19 protein-coding genes are annotated in these 21,560 nt (G+C 26.6%); 5 read left to right on the top strand and 14 right to left on the bottom strand.

The window, feature by feature from the left end; genetic code table 11:
- Window position 1: 1 nt before the first annotated feature.
- Window positions 2–1,993, top strand: a complete 1,992-nt coding sequence (locus CJ670_RS10510; RefSeq protein WP_105939917.1) for a transglycosylase domain-containing protein — start codon at window positions 2–4, stop codon at window positions 1,991–1,993.
- Here CJ670_RS10510 and CJ670_RS10505 read toward each other — a convergent pair.
- The 7 genes from CJ670_RS10505 to CJ670_RS10480 form a co-directional block, all read right to left on the bottom strand.
- On the bottom strand, window positions 1,990–4,878 hold the full coding sequence (locus tag CJ670_RS10505; protein WP_105939916.1) for a translocation/assembly module TamB domain-containing protein: 2,889 nt from the start codon (window positions 4,876–4,878) through the stop codon (window positions 1,990–1,992). The genes CJ670_RS10510 and CJ670_RS10505 overlap by 4 nt on opposite strands.
- A complete protein-coding gene (locus CJ670_RS10500; RefSeq protein WP_105939915.1) occupies window positions 4,875–6,566 on the bottom strand; it encodes an autotransporter assembly complex protein TamA in 1,692 nt (563 codons plus the stop codon). Before CJ670_RS10500 ends, CJ670_RS10505 begins: the two co-directional genes overlap by 4 nt.
- 12 nt (window positions 6,567–6,578) lie before the next feature.
- Entirely contained in the window at window positions 6,579–6,740 is a 162-nt protein-coding gene (locus CJ670_RS10940; protein WP_165785217.1) for a hypothetical protein, read from the bottom strand.
- A 12-nt stretch (window positions 6,741–6,752) separates the two neighbouring features.
- Window positions 6,753–6,989: a type II toxin-antitoxin system RelB family anti-toxin gene (locus tag CJ670_RS10495; protein ID WP_105939914.1), complete on the bottom strand. Its 237-nt coding sequence runs from the start codon at window positions 6,987–6,989 to the stop codon at window positions 6,753–6,755.
- A complete protein-coding gene (locus CJ670_RS10490) occupies window positions 6,976–8,172 on the bottom strand; it encodes a type II toxin-antitoxin system HipA family toxin (RefSeq protein WP_105939913.1) in 1,197 nt (398 codons plus the stop codon). Before CJ670_RS10490 ends, CJ670_RS10495 begins: the two co-directional genes overlap by 14 nt.
- A 72-nt stretch (window positions 8,173–8,244) precedes the next feature.
- Window positions 8,245–11,232, bottom strand: coding sequence for a transcription-repair coupling factor (mfd, locus tag CJ670_RS10485; protein ID WP_105939912.1), 2,988 nt, complete (start codon window positions 11,230–11,232; stop codon window positions 8,245–8,247).
- Window positions 11,232–11,537 (bottom strand): hypothetical protein, encoded by a 306-nt coding sequence (locus CJ670_RS10480; protein ID WP_105939911.1) that lies wholly within the window; start codon window positions 11,535–11,537, stop codon window positions 11,232–11,234. Before CJ670_RS10480 ends, mfd begins: the two co-directional genes overlap by 1 nt.
- A 121-nt stretch (window positions 11,538–11,658) precedes the next feature.
- Here CJ670_RS10480 and CJ670_RS10475 point away from each other — a divergent pair, with 121 nt between their 5' ends.
- A complete protein-coding gene (locus tag CJ670_RS10475) occupies window positions 11,659–12,069 on the top strand; it encodes a hypothetical protein (protein WP_105911446.1) in 411 nt (136 codons plus the stop codon).
- A 41-nt stretch (window positions 12,070–12,110) separates the two neighbouring features.
- On the opposite strand, the gene CJ670_RS10470 is transcribed toward CJ670_RS10475, so the two are convergent.
- The 6 genes from CJ670_RS10470 to CJ670_RS10445 form a co-directional block, all read right to left on the bottom strand.
- Window positions 12,111–12,626, bottom strand: coding sequence for a rhodanese-like domain-containing protein (locus CJ670_RS10470; RefSeq protein ID WP_105939910.1), 516 nt, complete (start codon window positions 12,624–12,626; stop codon window positions 12,111–12,113).
- A gap of 94 nt (window positions 12,627–12,720) precedes the next feature.
- Entirely contained in the window at window positions 12,721–14,838 is a 2,118-nt protein-coding gene (locus CJ670_RS10465; RefSeq protein ID WP_105939909.1) for a DEAD/DEAH box helicase, read from the bottom strand.
- Window positions 14,825–15,997, bottom strand: coding sequence for a Mur ligase family protein (locus CJ670_RS10460; protein ID WP_228154249.1), 1,173 nt, complete (start codon window positions 15,995–15,997; stop codon window positions 14,825–14,827). The genes CJ670_RS10465 and CJ670_RS10460 overlap by 14 nt, the downstream gene beginning before the upstream one ends.
- A gap of 2 nt (window positions 15,998–15,999) precedes the next feature.
- Entirely contained in the window at window positions 16,000–16,515 is a 516-nt protein-coding gene (lptE, locus tag CJ670_RS10455; RefSeq protein ID WP_105939907.1) for an LPS assembly lipoprotein LptE, read from the bottom strand.
- 1 nt (window position 16,516) lies between these two features.
- Window positions 16,517–18,982 (bottom strand): leucine--tRNA ligase, encoded by a 2,466-nt coding sequence (gene leuS / locus CJ670_RS10450; protein ID WP_105939906.1) that lies wholly within the window; start codon window positions 18,980–18,982, stop codon window positions 16,517–16,519.
- Window positions 18,982–19,326, bottom strand: a complete 345-nt coding sequence (locus CJ670_RS10445) for a DUF6394 family protein (protein WP_105911452.1) — start codon at window positions 19,324–19,326, stop codon at window positions 18,982–18,984. Before CJ670_RS10445 ends, leuS begins: the two co-directional genes overlap by 1 nt.
- Before the next feature lie 134 nt (window positions 19,327–19,460).
- Here CJ670_RS10445 and motA point away from each other — a divergent pair, with 134 nt between their 5' ends.
- Genes motA through CJ670_RS10430 form a run of 3 tightly spaced genes read left to right on the top strand, consistent with a single transcriptional unit; the run spans window position 19,461 to window position 21,388 of the window.
- Window positions 19,461–20,213, top strand: coding sequence for a flagellar motor stator protein MotA (gene motA, locus CJ670_RS10440; protein WP_105911453.1), 753 nt, complete (start codon window positions 19,461–19,463; stop codon window positions 20,211–20,213).
- A 12-nt stretch (window positions 20,214–20,225) separates the two neighbouring features.
- Window positions 20,226–20,969, top strand: a complete 744-nt coding sequence (gene motB / locus CJ670_RS10435) for a flagellar motor protein MotB (RefSeq protein ID WP_105911454.1) — start codon at window positions 20,226–20,228, stop codon at window positions 20,967–20,969.
- Window positions 20,969–21,388: a hypothetical protein gene (locus CJ670_RS10430; protein ID WP_105939905.1), complete on the top strand. Its 420-nt coding sequence runs from the start codon at window positions 20,969–20,971 to the stop codon at window positions 21,386–21,388. Before motB ends, CJ670_RS10430 begins: the two co-directional genes overlap by 1 nt.
- Here the strand turns inward: CJ670_RS10430 and CJ670_RS10935 are convergent.
- Window positions 21,381–21,551, bottom strand: coding sequence for a hypothetical protein (locus tag CJ670_RS10935; RefSeq protein WP_165785216.1), 171 nt, complete (start codon window positions 21,549–21,551; stop codon window positions 21,381–21,383). The genes CJ670_RS10430 and CJ670_RS10935 overlap by 8 nt on opposite strands.
- Window positions 21,552–21,560 lie beyond the last annotated feature (9 nt).

Here is a 21,560-nt window from a genome sequence, read left to right as displayed (position 1 = left end):
GATGTTAAAATTTGTAACAAAAGCGATAATATTTTTAGGAGTAGTTGTTGGAGCTATTACTTTTGTATATCTATACGATTTATATCAAGAGATAAAAGATGATATTGATAGTGTTGTAAACTACAATCCAAAACAAAGTACACAATTTTTTGATAAAAATGGAAAACTTTTGGCAAATACTTTTAAAGATGAAAATAGAGAGTATGTAAACTATGATGATATTCCAGCAAGGGTTATTGAAGGGCTTGTTGCTATTGAAGATACTCAGTTTTTTGAACATTTTGGAGTAAATCCAGATGCAATTAGTAGAGCTGTTATAAAAAATATTCAATCAGGTGGATATAGTGAAGGAGCTAGTACTCTTACTCAGCAACTTATAAAAGTTTTACTTTTAAGTAGAGAAAAAAAGATTATAAGAAAAGTAAAAGAGGCTTTATTGGCTGTAAGACTTGAAACAATTCTTACAAAAGAGGAGATTTTAGAGAGATATTTAAATCATGTATATTTTGGGCATGGATATTATGGTGTAAAAACTGCGGCAAAAGGTTATTTTAAAAAGAATCTATATGAATTAACTTTAAAAGAGATAGCTATTTTAGTTGGACTTCCAAGAGCTCCTAGTTTTTATGACCCAACAAAAAACCTTCAAGTTTCACTTGCTCGTGCAAATCAAGTTATAACAAGAATGAATACTTTAGGTTGGATTAATAATGAACAATTTGAAGAATCAATAAACGAAACTCCAACTATTTATAACCAAACTTTAACTCAAAATATTGCTCCATATGCTATTGATTATGCTGTTAGTGAGCTTGTAAATGATATTCCTGATATTTTATATGGTGGATACAAAGTATATTTAACAATAGATTTAGAGACTCAAGAAATTGCAAATGCTGCAATAAAAAAAGCATACGATGAAGCTATGCAAAGAGATAAAAATATAAGAGATGGTTCAAAAAATCCAGATAATGATGCATTTACAAAAGAGCTAAATGCAGCAATGCTTACTTTAGAAAGTAGTACTGGAAGAATTTTGGCAATGGTTGGTGGAGTTGATTACAATCAATCAGTATTTAATAGAGCTTTCCAATCAAAAAGACAAGCAGGAAGTGCAATAAAACCATTTTTATATCAAACTGCTTTAAATGAAGGATATAATCCAGCTAGTCAGCTTTTTGATATAGGTAGAACTTACACATATACAGTTGGTGGTGTTCAAAAAAAATGGCAACCAAAAAATTATGGTGGAAATTTTCAAGGAATTGTAAGTCTTAGAGACTCTCTTGTACAATCAAGAAATCTTTCAACTTTAAATTTAGTAACAGATGTTGGAGTAAATACTACTACAGATGATTTAAAGAGATATGGATTTAAAAATATTGTTGATAATTTATCTGTAACTTTAGGTTCAATGAGTGTAAATTTAATAGAGTTTAGTCAAGCTTATACAATTTTTTCAAACAATGGAGTACAAGTAAAACCATATATTGTAGAACAAATTGTAAATAAAGATGGAAAAAGTGTAACCTTTGAACCACAAAAAAAAGAGCTTAACTCTCCCGAGCAATCATATTTAATTACTTCAATTTTAAGAGATGTTGTAACAAAAGGAACAGGAAGAAGAGCAGCAGTTGATGGCATAGAACTAGCTGGAAAAACAGGTACAACCAATGATAATATAGATGCTTGGTTTTGTGGTTATTCTCCATCTATTCAAACTATTGTTTGGTTTGGAAATGATAACAATACACCAATGAGAAGAGCAGAAACAGGAAGCACAATAGCAGCTCCAGCATTTTCATATTTTTTCAAAAAGTATCTTGAGATTCATCCTGAAATACCAAGAACTTTTACAAAACCAAACAATGTTTATAGTGGCGAATTTATGGGTAAGGAAGAACTTTATACAGATATATCACCACTTCCTGATATAGATTCTCAAATAATTATAGATCAAACATCTCCAGATGGAAATAGTATGGAATTTTAATACCTTTTTTTGTAAATTAAATCTATACTTTGGGTCTTTTCCATAAGACCCAACTCCAAATTCCAAAGTTTTGTAAGCTCTCTTAAAAAAATCAACTCTCCATTTGTAGCTTTGTTTTTAATTATAATCTGATTTTTTTCACCTATTTTTTTACCAACTGTTGTCTCTATATATTGAGTTTTTGGATCATAATCAAAGTGTAATATATCAATTCCTAACTCTTTTACATAATCTTTTGATAACTCATTTAATATAAATAAAGAAGCTTGTGCCTCTTTATTTTGTTCATTCATCGAACTATTTGAAAATTTTGTTCCAAAAATCAAATAAGACAAAATATCTTTTGAGTTCATAGATGGATTTGATTTTAAGTTTAATCTAGGATTTTCCATATTCCCTGTAATATCAATAAAAATCTCTACATTATCAATTTTTGTATTTGCTTTAATATCTAAAATAGGATTTATAGTTTCTAAACCTCTAAATTGTAAATTTGAATTCTCTATTTTATATGTTTTCCCAAGTTGACTAAAAACTCCATTTATATTTGAAACTCTTCCAAAAATTCTTAAATCTTCTTCAAACTCTTTTTTGATTTGTAAATCGGCATCTAATTTTAGTTCTATATTTTTTGTAATATATTTAATATCTTTTGAGATAAATTTTAAATCAAGTGCAATATTTTTAGTGAAAAAATCTTTTTTTATCTCGTTATTTTCACTACTTACAATAATTATATCTCTATCTTTACTAATATTTAAAGCTGGAATATTATAAGAACTTACTAATTTATTTGAATTTAAAGCTCCAGATATATAGATTTTACTATTTTCCTTAAAATTAATATCAACATTAGAATCTATAAATCCTTTTCCATACAAAATGTGCTCTATAAATAAATCTTTTGTAGTTATATTTAAAATCAAATCTTGATTACTTTTTGAACTATTTAAAGAGATATTCTCAAACTCAAAGTTTGAAGAAAAATTTGATATATTAAAAAAAGCCTTTTTCAAAAGAGTAAATTTTTTATTAAAATTTATATCATATGCTTTTTTTATATGAAAATCTATCTTGTCAAAACTAACTCTCTCTTCTTCAAAATTTCCTTTTATATCTATATTTTCTATATGTTGATTTTCAAAAGAAATTTTAGGGCTTAAAATATCAAAATTAACTCTATTTTTTAATATTTCTAAATTAATATTTGCAAAACCAAAAAGATTTAAATCTGGAATTTCTAAAATCTTTTTTAACTCTTTTTCAAATATATTCAGCTCTTTTATATCTGTTTTGATATTTACAGCTTCACCGTTTTTATTTAAAATTGATTCAAAAGATATGTTTTGAAACTTTGCCTCAAGATTGTTGTTTTTATTTTTTAGTTCAATATCTATATCAAAACTATCATTTAAAATAGTATTTGATTTCAAAATAAGATTATCTTCAAACTCACCTTTTATATTTGAGCTTATTTTTGAGATTTTTATATTTTTATCTAATTTATAAATAGTGTTTGGATTTAAATTTTTTATATTTAAATCAAACATAATCTTTTTGAGATTTTTTGTATTTAAATTCATATTTACATACTTTGAGTTTAAATCAATATTCAAAAAGTTTTTTTTGTAACTAGAGTTTATATTAATATTTCCCAACTCTTTTAGATTAAAATTATCATATCTTAAACTTTCAATAATAGATTTTGAATTTAAAGATAAATTTTCTAAATCATCTAAATTTAACTTTAAATCAAACTTCGATTTTTTATTTGCATAGTTGGTAAAAACATCAAAAGTAGAAACAATATCTATATTTTTATTATCTATTTTTGCAACTCCATTTAAATTTGAACTATCTATTTTTAGAAAAAAATCATCTATTTTTACGAAATTTTCTTCTAAAATATTTTTAAATTCTATCTGCTTTAAATCTCCTATAAAGTTTGATTTTATGATTAAATCTTTATCCAAAGATTTATAAATACTCTTTTTTATAGTTGTGTAAAAATTTGCTTGAAATTTTAAACTATCTAAATCATTGTTTAAAAGATTCGCTTTTGCATCTAGTTTTGTAAAAATTTGCTCATATTTTAAAATAGATGTTAAACTTGAAATATCAAGATTAGAATTTTTAATATCATAATTTCCTATAAGTTTTATATCTTTTATATCAATTTTCTCTTTTAAGTTTAAAACTCTTAAATCATCACTTTTTATAGAAAAACTAACTTTTTCTAAATCTCCAGTTGCATCTAAATCTATTTTTGATTTTGCATACTCTTTTAAATCAATATTTGAGTTAAGTTTATAGAAATTGTTTTTTATCTCTGCTTTTGCTTCAAGATTCGCTAAGTTTGATTTGATTTTTGTAAATATATCTGCACTTATTTTATCTTTAAGATTTGAGTTGATATTTTTTGCATTTAAAACTATCTCATCTATTTTTTGATTTTCGTATGAAAAATCATACATTGAGAGTTCAAAATTTTTTATGAACAAAGAAAAAGGAAACTCAAAACTACTATTGTCATTTTCATTTTCCTTTTGGTTAATATCTTTGATAAATGAGATTAATTTATCTTCTATTCCTATACTTTCTACTTTTAAATCAGAGATATTTATCTCTTTTAATAAAAGTGAAATAATATTGGGTTTTATATATATACTTTTTGCTTTTACCATATCATCGTAGTTTAAATCATATATTTTAATTCCTTCATAGATGCTTCCTTCAACTTTGCTATATTTTATAGGAAATTCAACACTAAGATAGTTAAATATCTTTTGTGTAACATCTTTTGATGTAATAAGATATAAAAATGCTACTAAAAATAAAGCTATTATTGTAAACAATAGATATTTTAAAACTCGTAAAACTATCAAAATACTTGTCCTATTCCTATATGAAATACAAATCCACCATCATCTTTTGGAAAACCAAAATCAACTCTAAATGGACCAATTGGAGTATAATATCTAGCACCAAAACCAAAAGAGTTGTAGAATTTATCATTAAAGTTATTTGATTCCAAACTAAGCATTGTAGAGTCAAAAAAAGTAACTATACCGATATTTTTATAAATATTATACTCAAATTCCAAACTACTATCTATCATACTAAGCCCACCATATGGATTATCATCACTATCTTTTACACCAACTTTTTCATAAGCATATCCTCTGTTACTATATGCACCTCCAGCAAAAAAGTGTTTAAAAATAGGCAAATCTCTATCTATAGTTCCTATTTTTGTTTTAAAAGAAGCAGTAAGATTATCAAAAGTTTTAATATATTTTAAATCAGAAACTGTTTTTAAATAATCATATTCACTTCCTATAAATTTTGATCCATCTTCAATATAAAAAGATAAAAAATACCCATCTTTAGGATTGAAACTATCATCTCTTCTATCTAATTTAATCTCATAAAACAAAGAATTTAAAAGATAAGTTCCACTTTTGTACTCTTTTAAATCTGATTCAATTGTAGAGTGCTCAGCTAAAAATCCAACACTATTTGGTAAAGTGAAAATCTCTTTTGAAAAAGTTAATCTATCTTCTATCTTCTTTTGAGAATAACTTGTATAATCCATATTTTCATATGAAATATCATTATTTAAAGAGATATTATCTTTTATAAAATATGGGTCAAAGATATTATTATAAAGTTCATAGCCTTCGCTATTTACATTTGTTCCTACTGTAAACTGTTTTAAATCTCCTAAAAAATTCTCATTTTTATGTTGAGCTTTAAATCTAAATTTTTTATCAGTGTCATAACCAAAACCAAAACTGTTTTCTTTGAAAAAACCCTCTTCTAATTTTATATTTATAGGTATAAAATCACTATTTGAATTAAGATTTGGCTCAACTATAATAGTTTTATAAATCCCAAAGTTATATAGGTTTTCATAAGTTTTATCAAGAAGTTTGGAGTTATATATATCTCCTTTTTTAAACTCAATATGCTTTTGTAAAAGCTCTTGACTAAGATTTGCACTATTTTGAATATTTATATCACCAAAATATTGAAGCTTGTTTTTTGTTATTATGTAAATTAACTCAACTTTATACTCATCTAAATTTACATAAGCTTTTGCATTTATATCTGCTTTTGCATAACCATTCTCATTTAGATACTTTCTTATATTTTTTTTTGATTCAGTGAATTTTGAAGATATAAAAACCTCATCTTTTTTAAAATTTACAAATTTTTTATACTCATCTTCTACTTTTATAGATGAAACTTTTATAGCTTCATTTCTAAATATATTTATTGTCGCAATATCATTTTTAATCTCATAATCAATTTTAGCTCTATAAAAACCTAAACTTTGCGAATACTCTTTTAATAATTCACTACAATTTTCTATATCTTTAAGAGTAAAAGTTGGATTCTTTTTCCAAATTTTATAAATCTCTGGATATGAAAAACCACAAATAGTATCAAGATTTGATTTAGAAAAATCTCCTAAAACTAAATCTATATCTCCTTTATAGCCAATAGTTTTTATATCATTTGCTAAAGAGTTTAAAAATAATATTGAGATAATTAGAAATATTTTAAACAATTTTACCTACTTTCAAATTTCTTTTATCATATATTCATTTACTCTAATTTTACTAAGCAAGGAAGCTTCGCTTATCCAAGAGTTTGGATTTTTTTCTCTATATGCTTTGTTTATTAGTTCTACAACAGCTTTTATATCATCTTTTTTAAATACTCTAAATTTTAAATCTTGCATAAAATCTCCATTTTAAAACTCTTCCAAACTAGGAAGTCCAAAGTTTTGTTTGATTTTAAACTCTATTTCATAACCTAAACTATCTAAAATCAAATCAAGAGTTTTAACACTTGTGTTTCCAAGTTCACCCTTTTCAACTTTGCCTAAAGTTACTCTACTTATTCCACAATTTTGTGCAAGTTTTTCTTGAGTAAGTTTTTTTTCTTCTCTTAAAACTTTTATTTTTTGCCCTATTTCATATAGTTTCATTTGGTATCTCCTTATATGTTTTTTCATCAAGTGATAGTTTCCAAATATTTAACATCTTTGTTCCAATTTCTTCAAAATTTTTATCACTTTTCAAATACTCTTCAAGTTCAAATATAGAGCTTTTCAAAGCTTTTATACAAAGTTCGTATATTTCATTTGCTTCATTTTGATTTAAATAACAGCTTTGTATTCCAAACTTAACAAGCTCTTTTTTTCCAAACCAAACTTTTTTACCAAACATACTTAAAGCTGGTCTATCTTTTGGAAAATATACAAGAGTATTTACCACATCATAAGCTGGTGCAAAGAAAATTTGTGAAAAATCACTATTATAAAGTATTCCAAAATTCTTAAGATGAGCATCTCCATTTTTAAGTAAATAATTCATAATTATTAGTTTATAAAAGCTTTTCATATCTTCAAGTTTTTGAGTACTAACACTATAAATAACTTTTGATATTTGTTCATAACTTCCACTATATTTTTCATCTTTATTTTTTCCAAGTAAACAAAGTATCTCTTCAAAACCTAAAAAACTATCAGTTTGTTTATCATAATTAAATCGCTCTACTAATAAAAATTTGCCATTTTTAGAAACTTTTATATTTGGAATTTTCACTCCTGTTTTAAAAATAGCTTTTAGACAAAAATACTCATTTAGTGCAAGTTGTGGATATTCATCTGCCCAAGTTTTTATTATGTACTCTTTTGCGATTAAACTCTCTTTATCTTCTAAAATTGCCAAAGATTTTGGCTGTATTCCTGAGATTGCATTTTTAGATAAAAAAGTTGTAACGATTTTATAAAATGTCTCTTGTGTATCATTTTGCAAAACTTCATCCAAATCAAAAGAGAAAAACTCTTTTTTTTCAAACTCACTTTTGTATGTTAATCTACTTTGAATATTTGAACAAATATGAGAAAAAACTAAAAAATCATCGATATATCCATACTCTTTTGTTAAATAGTTTTTAAAAAGTTCAAAAAGATAACCTTCAGGCATATTCATATCAAAAATTGGGTGAAGTTTATATTTCCAAATATAAGAGGAGCTTTTATAAGGCATAATCAAAGAAATTGGTTTATAATTTGTTAAATAATTAAATCCATATTGATTTTTATCTTTTTCAAAAAACAACTCACCAACATTTGTATTATCTATATTTACATATATTTTTTTCATCTTTAACTCATAATGATAAATTTACTTATCATTATAAGATTTTTTATTAAAAATGTAAAGTAATTTTATCATTTATTTTCTTAAATACTGTAAAGTAGCACTTATAATATCGTCATCATCTTTGCTTCTAGATTTTATTGTCTCTTTTATACCATCAGCTTTGACAAAAGTTATATTCATCTCATAAGAGCTTATTTGATTTATTCCTTTAGCAATAGCTAGAATTTTTATTAAAATTAACTCTAAAAACTGTTTTGTTGGAATATCTAATTTTCCAAATCTATCTTCCATCTCTTCTTCAATTTCATATAAAGTCTCTTTGCTTATAGCTTTGCTTAACCTTCTATAAAGTTCAAGTCTTATTCTATCTTCGCTTATATAATCTTCACTAATATATGCAGAAATTGCTAGTTTTATATCAATATTTTGTTCAGAGGTTTTTGTTTCTCCACTTAAAACTGCCAAAGTATCTTCAAGCATTTTAAGATATAAACCATAACCAATCTGTTTTATATGTCCACTTTGCTCAGCTCCTATAATATTCCCACCACCTCTTATTTCTAAATCTTGATGAGCCAAAGCTGTTCCACTTCCTAAATATGAGTTTGACTCTAGTGCAACTAATCTTTTTATAGCTTCAGGTGTTATTTTGCTCTTATCTTCAACTACATAGTAACAAAACCCCTCTTTATTGCTTCGTCCAACTCTTCCTCTTAATTGATGCAAATCTGCTATTCCAAATCTATCTGCTCCATCTATTAATATTGAGTTTGCATTTGGTAAGTGAATTCCACTTTCAATGATTGAAGTTGCAAGTAAAATATCAAACTCTTTGTTTTCAAAAGCTTCTATTATTTTTTCTGTAGCATCTGCTTTTATTTGAGAGTGAATAATCTCTATTTTTATATTTGGCATTATTTCAAGTAAATCTTTTTTCTTAGCTTCAATAGATGCGATATTGTTGTGAACATAAAAAAGTTGTCCACCTCTTCTTTTTTCTCTTAAAATAACCTCTTTGATTAAAGCATCACTATACTCTTTTACAAAAGTTCGCACTCCCAATCTCTCACTAGGAGGTGTAAGCAAACTACTCATTCCTTTTAGTTTTGATAAGGCTAGATTTAAAGTTCTAGGAATTGGAGTTGCACTCATTGAGAAAATATGTACATCTTCTCTTAGAGCTTTTAGTTTCTCTTTTTGTTTTACTCCAAACTTATGCTCTTCATCAATTATCACAAGTGCAAGATTAGAAGTTTTTACATCAAGTAAAGAGTGAGTTCCAATTACTAGTTTTATAGAACCATCTTCTAAACCATTTCTTATATTACTTTTTTCTTTTGCACTAGTTTTTCCATCTAATTTATAAACATCAATTCCAAACTCTTTAAATCTTTTTGAAATTGAGTGATAGTGTTGCGTTGCTAAAAGTGTAGTTGGACATACAAAGACTGTTTGATATCCACTATTTATAACAGCAAGTAAAGCATTCATAGCGACTTCTGTTTTTCCAAATCCAACATCACCACTTAAAAGCCTATCCATAACTTTTCCACTACTTAAATCAGCTAATATCTCATTTATACTTCTAGTTTGATCTTTTGTATATTTAAACCCAGCAGATGCTTGAAAATCTTTTATCAAATAATCATCTACAAAGATTTTTATTCCATTTACAAGCTCACGTGCCGCTGCAAGTCTTATAATATCATTTGCAATTTCAAAAAGTCTATCTTTTACTTTCTCTTTTAATTTTGCAAAACTTCCACGACCAAGTTTATCAACAATCGCATAACTCTCACCATCTGCAACATATCTATCAATAGTATCAATATTTTCAACAGGAATTAAAAGCCTATCTTCACCTTGATAATTTATTACTACAAAATCTCTTTTTCCGCCCATTATAGTAACTGGTTCAATTCCTTTGTAAACCCCAATTCCATGTTTTTCATGAACTACAAAATCATTAAGAACCAACTCATCAACAACTAGTTTTACTCTTTTTTTTCTCTTTTTCTTTATCTCTTTATTTAAAGAAATTATTAATTCATTGTTACCTAAAAGATTTATTATCTCATCACTAAAGTGATACTTTATAGCTTTATCATCAAGTGGCAAATCAAGTGCTTTTACTCTTGCTTCACTTGTAGTTATTAAAGTGATTTTTTTATCTTTATGAAAAGAGATAAACTCTTTTATATTTGAAGGACTTATCTCTTTATACTCTTTACTTGAATATATTTGTGGAATAGTTAAAAACTTATCTTTATTTAGCCTTCTTTCTTCAAAAATATATGCTTCATCTAGTTCATTTAATGCCTCTTGTGTAATAAATGAATCCATATTTTGTGGTAAATAATGTGCTAAATCATCTAAATACCAAAATCCCAAAGAGTGAATATCTTTAACAAAAGCATCACTTGAAGAGAGTTCTATTTTAGAGCTTAGTTCTTCAAAACTATCTTCGTTTAAAGCCAAAAAAGCAGGCGTAATTGTAAAACTTTCAAGCTCCTCTTTTTGTGATTTTTGATCTTCAATATCAAACTTTCTAATACTTTCAACTTCATTATCAAACAAACTTACTCTATATCCAAAATCACTTCCAAGCGGTGCAATATCAAAAATATCTCCTCTTAAAGAAACTTCTCCAGCACTTGTAACAATATCTACAAAATAGTATCCCCAATTATAAAGCTTATCTTTAAACAAAGCCAAATCAAGATTATCAGCAAAACTAATTTTCAACTCATCAAAACACTCTTTTTTTGGCATAGGAAAAGATATTGTTCTAAGAGGTGAAATAAGTATTTTATCCTCTTTTTTATATGAGTAGAAATCTTGTAAAGATTTTGTAATATCTTGTAACTCATCACTAAAAGAGAGTAAATCATCTTTAAAATTTGCTCTAAAATCAGCCAAAACAAATGGTTTAAAACCTAAAAAAGATACTATATTTGAGGCTGTTTGAGCTTGTGAGTCATCGTTTACTATTAGAAGTTGGCACTTTTTTAAACTTTTTTCATCTTTTAAATTTTTTAAGAATTCATATATATTTTTCACTATTTATCAGCTTCACTTAATTCAAAATCATTTGTATTTTTATCATATACATAAGGTGGATATGGTGTTTCATTTAACAAAAAAACCAAAGATGCCTCTTCAAAACCACTTTTTTGTAAACCTTTTTTAAAAACTTCCAAAATATAAGCTTTTGTAGCAAAAGTTGTAGTTGTAGAATTTCCTGTATAGACAAAATCCTCATTCTCTACTTTTATAAAACCCTCTTTTTTTACATGCTTTTCAAACTTATCTCTATCTTCTAAACCAACAACATCTAACAAAACTAAAACATCAATTGTAATCATCATAAACCTTGAAAAAAAATTGTAAGATTTTAACATAATATACTTTTATGCTAAATTACCTATTTTTCTGATATGATTATATTTCACAATATAATATTAATCTTTATTTAAAGGATTTTTGATGAACTATGAACTTCTAAGCCGTCTTGCTATGCAAGATTCAGAAAGGCTAAAGAGTGAAAACCTTATTTTAGTAAAAAAAATTGTTCTTCTTGAGCAAGAGAATAAAAATTTAAAAGATTTTAACAATATTATCGAAAAAGAGAGAAATGCCTATAAAGAAAGAATGGGGCAAATAAAAAATGAAGCAAATGGCTTAATTATAGAAAAAAACCTTCTTTTAGATGAGATTATAATCCTTGATAATAGAGTAAAAAAACTAGAAGAAAAGTTATTAGCAAAAGAAGAAGAGAAACAAGAAACAAATCATCAAAGACAAAAAATAAGAATTGATGAAGATGGAGAAATTGTAAAAAATAAAGATGAAATAAGAGCCAAAAATATATCAAAATCTGTTGAATTTTATTCTTAACTTTTCTATAAAAGAGGTAGAAATTTATTCTACTTCTTTATCTACTTTTTACAATGCTCCGCATAATAACTACCAAACTTAGTTTTAGTTCCATCTTTGTGTTCACCAGCACTATATTTTGTAACAACTGGATTACACTCATCAATCCATTTGTTTATCTCATATACTTTTACAGTTTTAAATCCCATTTGCTTAAAAGCTTGAGCTTCAATAACTGCTCTTGAAGCTGTATTACAAACAACAATTAACTTATCTTTTGCAAACTTATCGTTATCGTCTAAAACTATATTTTCCAAAGCTTTTTCTGGAGTTTCTCTTCCTACTCTAAAACTTCCTTTTATAGAAGCTCCTGACCACTCTTCCATAGTTCGTACATCAACAACCGCCCAATCTTTAGCATTTAAAGCATCTTTTACTTCTTGAGTTGTTGCCATTGTTCCTGATTGTTTTGCTTCTTCTTTTAATTTTTTACTTAAATCATCATAAGATATAAACTCTGAAGCAAACAATGAACCAAATAACAACGAACTCGCTATAAAAACTTTTACTAACTTCATAAAAAACTCCTTCAAAAAAATTGTTTTTGAGTTTATATGAAAAAGTATTAAATTATAATAAAAAATTATATAAAAAAATTTATTTTTATTATAATTATTTATAATGCATAGCTTTATACCCTTCAAGTCTTTTTTTATAAGTTGAATTTAGCATAGCATTTTTACTATCAAGAAAATCTATAGCTAAACACTCTTGATTTCCTCTTCCAATTCGCCCTAAATACTGAATTAATCTTCCATAAAAAGATATTGGAGTTACAAAAATAATTGTGTTTAAATGAGGAAAATCTATACCCTCTCCAAAAAATGAGCTAGTAGCAAGTATGAGTGAACTTGTTTTAACTTTTTGCATATTTTCTACTTGCTCTTTTTTATTTTGGCTTCCATGAACACTAACAAAATCTATTTTTTCTTCTTTTAAAATATTTTCTAAAAGATTAAGATGTTCTATTCTATCACTTAAAAGCAAGATTTTTCTATTTATATTCTCTTTTATAGTTTGCACTATTTGTCTATTTCTAGTTTCATTTGAAACTAGTTCATTTATAATTCCTGCATAATTATCAGCACTACTTGTAAATTCAGTTTTTATTACAAGAAGTCTATTTGTATGTGTCTTTGGCTTTTTGTACTCATAAGATATACTTCCTAATTGCTGATAGAGTATTGGGTCTAATTCATCTTTTCTATTTGGTGTTGCACTAAGTCCTAAAATATACTTTCCTTTAAAGTTTTTTACAATTTGCTCAAAGGTAAGTGCTGGAATATGGTGACACTCATCAACTATTAATTGTGTATAATTTTTTACTAATTCAGGGTTATTATTCAAACTTTGCATTGTAGCTATATCTATGTTTCCATTAAGTCTATTTTGGCTTTTTCCTAAAAATCCGATATCTGCTTTTTTATATCCAAAATAGTCTATAAAACGACTAATCCATTGATCAAGCAACATATTTTTATTTACAATAATAAGAGTTTTTACAGCTCTTTGTTCAAATATTTTTGCACCAAGCAAAGTTTTTCCAAATCCTGGAGGAGCTACACAAATAGAACTATCGTATTTTAAAATCTCTTTTATAGAATCTTCTTGCTCAGCTCTTAGAGTAAATAAAATTTCCTTTGTCTTTGTTTTTTCAAAAACTCTATTATCTATTATTTTATATTTAACTAAATTATAATTTAGATATTCAAAAAGTTTCTCTTTTAAACCTCTAGGAAGTTTTAAAAATTCACTACTCTCTTCATAACCTTTTAGATATTTTGGAGTATTGTATAGTGGTTTTCTAAGACTAAGCAGTAGTTTTATTTGAGGATTTTCAAAACTAGCAAATGATTTTAATTTACTTATAAAACTTTTTGATAAGCTTTGTATTGGAAAATTAATTCCGCTATCTAAAACTATATCTATACTATTTTGTGGAAAATCTACAGTTTTTAAATCTTTTTGTATATTTTGTGGTTTTAAAACTTGCGCAAAACTATAAATTTGTTCTTTACTTGCTTTTTTTATATTTGCTAAATAATTCCACTGGTCATGAAAAACTTTTTTTGTATTAATATCCAAAAAAACTGTACGATTTTTATTTCTATAAAAAAGCTGTAAAGGAAGTTCTATGTAAGAGCCTAATTTTTCTTGAGTTGAAAACTCACTATTTGGATAGAGTTTTACACTAATATTTGCTTTTTTTTGTAAAAAATATAAAAATGAAAAAGATATATTTGATGAAATTTTTTCTTTAAAAAATATCCAAGCAAAAATACTATTATATGAGCTTAGACTGTAAGAAGCTACTATATTTAACTCTAGCAAAGCTCTTTGAAGCTTAAAAACATCTTCACTGTTTAGTTCCATTACTACATATTTACACTCTTGATTTTTATTTATTAAATATGAAGCTAAAAAGATATTTCCTCTTAAATGTTCTTCTAAATCTTTATTTGTAAGAGGCAAAAAATCATCACCCATAAATGTTTTACTAACAGCAGAAAAGCCCTCTTTGCTTCCATCTTTACTCTTCCATTTTTTAGCATAAATATCGGCTCTACTTATAAAAAGTTCTCTAAAAAGCTCTATTTTTTCATCTTTTGAAAACTCTTTTTTATCTTTTGATTTTTGATTTTTTAAAGAGTTTTCTAATTCTTTAATTCTTTCATCAAGCTTTTGTTTTTGAAAATATAACTCTTCTAACTCAAGCTCAACTGTTTTCATAACCTATTATTCCCAAGAAATTCTCAACAACTAAAAAAGATCCAAAAACCAAATAATCATTTTCTAAATCCATTGCTAATTTTTCAATCTCAATAAGTTCTAACTCTTTTATACACTTCTTCAAAATATCTTTTTTCACAATTCGTTTATCATCTAAATCTAAAATAAAAATCTCTTTTATGATTGGTTTTAAAACTTTTAATACTTCAAAATAATCTTTATCTTCATAAGAGTTATAAATCAGAGTTATTTTTTTATCTTTAAACTCTTCTTTTATAACTTTAGCAGCCAAAGAGTTATGTCCAACATCAATATATAAGTTTTTTGCTATTTTTTGACATCTTCCAAATAGCAAAGTTGTATTAAAAATATCAAGATTTATAGGACTATTTTTGAAAAATGGTAACTCTTCTAAACATCTAATACTAAGTACCAAATTTCTTTTTAAATATGAAGCAAAAACAAAATCATAATCTACATCAAAGTTTTCAACTTTTAGAATTTCAATATTGGTATTAAACTCTTTTTTTAACTCTTCTTTTACTTTTTGTGCAACTTCAAAAACTTCTTTAAACTCTTGATAACCTATTATCATCTTTGTATTTGTTGCTCTCATTTTTGTTCTTGCGATTTTTTCTATGCTATCGCCTAAGAAAGAGATATGGTCAAGTCCTATAGTTGTGATTAAACTTAGGTCATTTTTTACAACATTTGTAGCATCAAACTCTCCACCTAATCCAGCTTCTAGGACTAAATAGTCACAATCTTTACTTAAATAAAGAGCTAAAAGAGTTGTATATTCAAAATATGTTAATTTTTGAAGTAACTCTTCATCATAAATACTAAGAAGAAAATTATGAGCATTTTGTAGCAAATCATCACTAACATCAGCTCCATTTATCCAAATTCTCTCATTAAATTTTTTGATATGAGGAGAGCTATAATGAAGAGTTTTAAAGCCAGTTTTATATAAATAATGAGATAAAAATCTTCCCGTACTTCCTTTTCCGTTTGTTCCAACAATATGAATAACAAAAGGTATTTTTATCTTTTTTTCCAAAATAGAGAAAGCTTTATTTACAAAGCTAAAATCTATTTTGTCATAGTACATAGTTTTATGTTCTAAAAAACTACTTAAAGATTTTGTTTTTAAACTCATTTTTATTGAAAAGAACCAACAGCAACTCTTGAAAGAAGATCAGTAACTGCCATATCACTAGCTTTTGAAATAGCTTCAAATCTTTGTGTATCGTTTATAGTACTTCCAATATCAACAGCAAAATCATACTCACCATCAACTGTAAAATTCTTTGTTTTTGATGTAGATTTATCAAAATATTTAACAGCTATTACAACATTTGCTTTATACAATTTATTGTAACCATCTTGATCATATTGTAAAGTAGAGAAACCAACACTTGCGATTTTTAAATCCATTATAACATCAGCTTGTGATTCACTATTAACCATATTAGAACCAACTCTTTGAATTAATATCTTCGTTACTGCATCTTTTACTAAAACAGAGTTTTTTGGATCAGATGGTGCTACATCCAATCTTACAAATAAATCTTTTCCTAACTCTTGATTTGCATAGTATGCAGATGGTCTATATCCACAAGATGTCAAAAATAAAATAGATATTAAAAGTAAAGAAATTGGTTTTAAAAGTCTCATTTTATGCCTTAATTACAATATTTACAAGTTTATTTGGTACAACTATCTCTTTTATAATTGTAGAATTTTCTAACCATTTTTTTGCACTTTGTTTAGCTAGTGATAAAACCTCTTCATTTGAAGCGTTTAAAGCAACCTCTATTTCGCATCTTTTTTTACCATTTACTGTCACAGCTAAAACTATACTATCTTTTTCAAAAACCTCATTTTTTATCTCTAAAGGCTTTTTAAAGTTTTGAAGTTCAAAATATTTATTTGATATATCCCAACAAGTATGAGGGATAATTGGCTCTAAAATATTTGTTAAAATATAGTAAGCTTCTGCCCAAATAGCTTCATTCTTTTGTGATGATAAATAGTTCATAGCTTCCATACAAGAAGCGATTAAAGTATTAAAAGCATATGTTTTTGTTAAAACTTCATTTGATTTATTTAAAGCTTCATAAACTTTTTTTCTAGCCTCTTTTTCATCTTTACTTAAACTATCTTGAGATATGTTTTTAAACTCTTTTAAACCATTTGAAGTTATGTTAACAGCTCTTTCATAAAATCTTTTTATAAATTTATAAGCTCCTTCAACTGCACTATCATTCCACTCTAACTCTTTTGTTGGTGGTGCTGCAAAAAGTATAAACATTCTTGCTGTATCTGCTCCATATTTTTCAATTAAAATATCAGGATCTACAACATTTCCTTTACTTTTACTCATTTTTGCACCATCTTTTAAAACCATACCTTGAGTTAAAAGTCTTTTAAATGGTTCACTTGAGTTTGTATAACCTAAATCTCTTAAAACTTTTGTGAAAAATCTTGCATATAAAAGGTGTAAAATAGCATGTTCAATTCCACCAATATATTGGTCAACATCCATCCAATAATCACTATCTTCTTTTGAAATTCCTTCAGTTTGCCACTTTTTATGATTTGTTGCATATCTTAAAAAATACCAAGATGATTGCACAAAAGTATCCAAAGTATCTGTTTCTCTTATTGCATTTTCGCCACATTTTGGACAAGTGCAATGTTTCCAAGTAGGATGAAGCTCAAGAGGATTGCCCTCTCCTGTAATTTCTACATCATCAGGAAGAGCTACAGGAAGATTTTCTAATTTTTCAGGAACTAAGCCACAAGTTTTACAATGAACAAATGGAATAGGAGCTCCCCAATATCTCTGTCTTGAAACTCCCCAATCTCTAAGTTTAAAATTTACTTTTTTATTTCCATTTGAATTTTGTTCAAAGTGATATATTATTGCATTTTTTGCATCACTATTTTTTAAGGAAGTAAAACTCTCACTATTTATTAAAACTCCATCATCTGTATAAGCAGCTGTTTGTTTTTCTATTAAGCCATCATCTCCAACAATCACTTGTTTTATTGGTAAATCATACTTTTTTGCAAACTCAAAATCTCTTTGGTCATGTGCAGGAACAGCCATAACAGCACCTTCCCCATAAGAACTTAATACAAAATTCGCAACCCAAACTGGTATTTTTTGCCCAGTTAATGGATGAATTGCTTCAATTTCTAAATCAATTCCCTCTTTTTCTTGTATTGCTCTATCTTTTTGTGCTACTTTTTGCATATTTTTAATAGCATTTAACTTATTTTTTGGCAACAACTCTTTTTCTAATATATATTTTACAATTGGATGTTCTGGAGAAAGTGCTGTATATGAAACTCCATAAATAGTATCAGGTCTTGTAGTAAATACACTAAAATTTGCAAACATCTTATCAAGTTTTGCTCTTGTCTCTTTTGTTACATCAAATTTAAACTCTAATCCCTCACTTCTTCCAATCCAATTCTCTTGCATTGTTAAAACTTGAGAAGGCCATGAATTTTCAAGTGTTTTTAAATCATCAAGCAAAGTTTGTGCATAGTTTGTGATAGCCACATAGTATCCTGGCATCTCTTTTTGTATAATTTCATTATCACATCTCCAACAACAACCCTCAACAACTTGCTCATTTGCTAAAACTGTTTGACAATCATTACACCAATTTACAGTTGCACTTTTTCTATATAAAACTCCAGCTTCATACATTTTAATTATAAACTCTTGCTCATATTTTGTATAAAGCTCATCACTAGTTGCAAACTCTTGATTTTCACTAAAAGATAGACCTAAACTTCTTAGCTCATTTCTCATATAATCTATATTTTCATAAGTCCATTTTTTTGGATGAAGTTTGTTTTTAATAGCAGCATTTTCAGCTGGCATTCCAAAACTATCCCAACCAATTGGATGAAGTACATTAAAATCATTTTTTCTAAAATGTCTGGCAAAAGCATCACCTAAACAGTAGTTTCTAACATGTCCCATGTGAATTCTTCCACTAGGATATGGAAACATACTTAATATATATTTCTTTGGTTTTGAAAAATCGTAACTTGGTTCAAAAGATTTATTATCTACCCAAAATTTTTGCCATTTTTTTTCAATATCTTTTGCCAAATACTCCATTAATAATCTTCCTTTTCTTTATTTTTTGCACTCTCTATCATAGAAAGTATCATTGATACAATATTTGCAATTACAGCACCAATTGCAAGAGCAATAACTAAATTCATATTTCCTGTAAAAACAAATACCAAAAATGCAGGAATCAAGTGTAAATCAGCAACCAAAGAACAAGCCAATAGCTCAGCTGCTAGAAGATTTTTTACACCAATTTTTAAAATTGTAGAAATAACATTAACTCCAGCTGCTATAAAAAGGGCTATGATATTTGGTTCATACAAAAACCCCGCAGTTGTTGTTAAAGACATCAATGTTAAGAAAATATAGGTTACCTTACCCCAGTCCATTTTTTTCCTTTTAACTATTTAAAATAAAGTCTGTATATTAGCTAAAATTGTATAAAAAACTAATTTCAAGCATATTACAGCATTTTTTTAATTTACTTTAGATACTATAAACTAATTTTTTTTTAGGAAAACAAATGGATTTATCTGTACTGTTAGGATTAATAGGTGCTATAACATCTATTTCTGTGGGGGTTATTTTAGAGGGTGGAAATCCAGCTGGAGTTCTTCACATCTCTTCATTTATTATTGTTATACCAACTGCAATACTAGCAGCTGTTGTAGCAACTGATTCCACATATGTAAAAGCAGCTTTTAAAGAGTTTAAAAATATATTTAAAAAATCACCTGTAAATTTTGAAGCAAGAATTGATGAACTTGTTGAATATGCAATAACTGTAAAAAAACAAGGGGTTTTAGCTTTAGAAAAAGATGTTCAAGGTTTAAATCATCAATTTTTAAAAGAAGCTTTAAGCATGGTTGTTGATGGAAGCAAAGAAGAACAAATCGAAGAGCAACTAGAACCTGTAATTGAGGCAACAGAAGAGTACTATCACGGGGCTAGCCACTTTTGGTTGCATGCAGGTGAAACATCTCCTACTATTGGGCTTGTTGGAGCTGTTTTTGGTTTAATCTTAGCTTTACAAAAATTAGATGATCCTCCCGCAATGGCAGCTGGAATTGCAGGAGCATTTACAGCAACTGTTATGGGAATTGGTGGTTCATATATTTTCTTAGGGCCGTGGGGAATTAAGTTAAAAGCAAAAGGACATTTAGTTGTAAAAGAACAATACCTAATACTTGCTGCTTGCAAAGGAATGGCAAGAGGTGATGCACCAGGTGAACTTAAATTGAAGTTATCAAAAATGATAACTCCTATGCCTTTATAGGATTTTTTTTAGATGTCTAAAAAAAAGAAGTGCGAGTGCCCAGCTGGTGAAAAATGGGCAGTTCCATATGCCGATTTTTTAAGTCTTCTTTTGGCACTTTTTATTGCTTTATATGCTTTGGCATCTGTAAATATAGAGAAACAAAAAGCTTTAAAAGAAGAGTTTATAAAAATTTATAAATTTCCATCTGCAAATATTGTTGAAGAGCAAACAAAACAAGAAAAAGCTATGACAGATGAACCTATTGATGATAATGTTGAGGGGAAAAAGGTTATAGTTCATACTTTAGAAAATAAAGAAGAACAAGAACAAAATCAAAATAAAGGTGCCAATCTAATAGAGCTTCCAAATGGTTCTTTAATGAGTGTTCCAGCACATTTAGCTTTTGAGAGTGGAAAATCAGAGATTACATCTGTTTTTGCAAATGATTTTTTAAGTAATTTATCTAAGTTAATAAATGCAATGCCTGAAGAAACTGAAATAAATGTAAAAGGTTATGCACAAGAAAATGAAGTTAAAAATTCTAAACACAAAGATGCTTTAGAGCTTTCAACAGCAAGAGCAAACAACGTAATAAGAGAGTTAGTAAAATACAATGTAAAACCTTCAAGATTATACTCTAGCGGTTTTGGAAGTAACAAAGAATCAACTCTAAAAGATAAAAGTGTTGTTGTGTTTGAACTACATTCAAATGGTGAAATTCAAAGCGAAGAAGACTTAAACTTAGAGACAATTTTTAATAGAATGAAAGAGTAATGCAAAGTAAAAAAAAGTTTAATACTCTTCTTCCTACTTTAAAAAAAAGATGCTGTTTTTTAAAGTTCATAGATTTTGAACCAATAGTAAAATATGGTTCAATTTTTATAATACTAGTATCTATTTTTATTCAATCTTCAAATATAATTCAAAATAAAAACTTAATATTAAGTATTTTTTCACTATTTTTTAATCTATTTTTTCTATTGATTATTTTACAAAAACTAGAGATGATAAAAATTGATTTTTTAAATATCTATATAAAAAGTTCTTTACAGTTTTTAATATTTATATATATTTTAAACTCTTTTTTGTATCTTTTTATTAATAACTCAGTTTATTCATATGTATATGCACCTATAAATCTTTTCGGTGCATATTTTATATTCTTACTTCTAAGAAAAGAGGATATTACTTAAACATCCCTTTTAAAGCATCTCTTCTTTCTTGAATAGAACTAGGGTTTTCATTTATCTTTTTTTTCTCTTTTGTATCATTTTCTAAGACTACATTAAAAAGTATATAAACAGCAATAAATAAAACCACTATAATAGAAATTAAGACTTTTATTGAAGAATCCATTTTAAATTA

Origin of the sequence: Arcobacter cryaerophilus gv. crypticus, from assembly GCF_002993025.1 — a bacterium.
GTDB classification, from domain to species: domain Bacteria; phylum Campylobacterota; class Campylobacteria; order Campylobacterales; family Arcobacteraceae; genus Aliarcobacter; species Aliarcobacter cryaerophilus_B.
Note: the sequence above shows the minus strand (reverse complement) of the source record. Positions and strands in the feature narration are given on the sequence as shown.

Excerpts from the sequence above, each read along its gene's own strand:
- CJ670_RS10510 (WP_105939917.1), top strand. The coding sequence starts at position 2 with ATGTTAAAATTTGTAACAAAAGCGATAATATTTTTAGGAGTAGTTGTT.
- CJ670_RS10940 (WP_165785217.1), bottom strand. The coding sequence starts at position 6,740 with ATGCAAGATTTAAAATTTAGAGTATTTAAAAAAGATGATATAAAAGCT.
- CJ670_RS10495 (WP_105939914.1), bottom strand. The coding sequence starts at position 6,989 with ATGAAACTATATGAAATAGGGCAAAAAATAAAAGTTTTAAGAGAAGAA.
- CJ670_RS10490 (WP_105939913.1), bottom strand. The coding sequence starts at position 8,172 with ATGAAAAAAATATATGTAAATATAGATAATACAAATGTTGGTGAGTTG.
- CJ670_RS10480 (WP_105939911.1), bottom strand. The coding sequence starts at position 11,537 with ATGATTACAATTGATGTTTTAGTTTTGTTAGATGTTGTTGGTTTAGAA.
- CJ670_RS10475 (WP_105911446.1), top strand. The coding sequence starts at position 11,659 with ATGAACTATGAACTTCTAAGCCGTCTTGCTATGCAAGATTCAGAAAGG.
- CJ670_RS10470 (WP_105939910.1), bottom strand. The coding sequence starts at position 12,626 with ATGAAGTTAGTAAAAGTTTTTATAGCGAGTTCGTTGTTATTTGGTTCA.
- CJ670_RS10465 (WP_105939909.1), bottom strand. The coding sequence starts at position 14,838 with ATGAAAACAGTTGAGCTTGAGTTAGAAGAGTTATATTTTCAAAAACAA.
- CJ670_RS10460 (WP_228154249.1), bottom strand. The coding sequence starts at position 15,997 with ATGAGTTTAAAAACAAAATCTTTAAGTAGTTTTTTAGAACATAAAACT.
- lptE (WP_105939907.1), bottom strand. The coding sequence starts at position 16,515 with ATGAGACTTTTAAAACCAATTTCTTTACTTTTAATATCTATTTTATTT.
- leuS (WP_105939906.1), bottom strand. The coding sequence starts at position 18,982 with ATGGAGTATTTGGCAAAAGATATTGAAAAAAAATGGCAAAAATTTTGG.
- CJ670_RS10445 (WP_105911452.1), bottom strand. The coding sequence starts at position 19,326 with ATGGACTGGGGTAAGGTAACCTATATTTTCTTAACATTGATGTCTTTA.
- motA (WP_105911453.1), top strand. The coding sequence starts at position 19,461 with ATGGATTTATCTGTACTGTTAGGATTAATAGGTGCTATAACATCTATT.
- motB (WP_105911454.1), top strand. The coding sequence starts at position 20,226 with ATGTCTAAAAAAAAGAAGTGCGAGTGCCCAGCTGGTGAAAAATGGGCA.
- CJ670_RS10430 (WP_105939905.1), top strand. The coding sequence starts at position 20,969 with ATGCAAAGTAAAAAAAAGTTTAATACTCTTCTTCCTACTTTAAAAAAA.
- CJ670_RS10935 (WP_165785216.1), bottom strand. The coding sequence starts at position 21,551 with ATGGATTCTTCAATAAAAGTCTTAATTTCTATTATAGTGGTTTTATTT.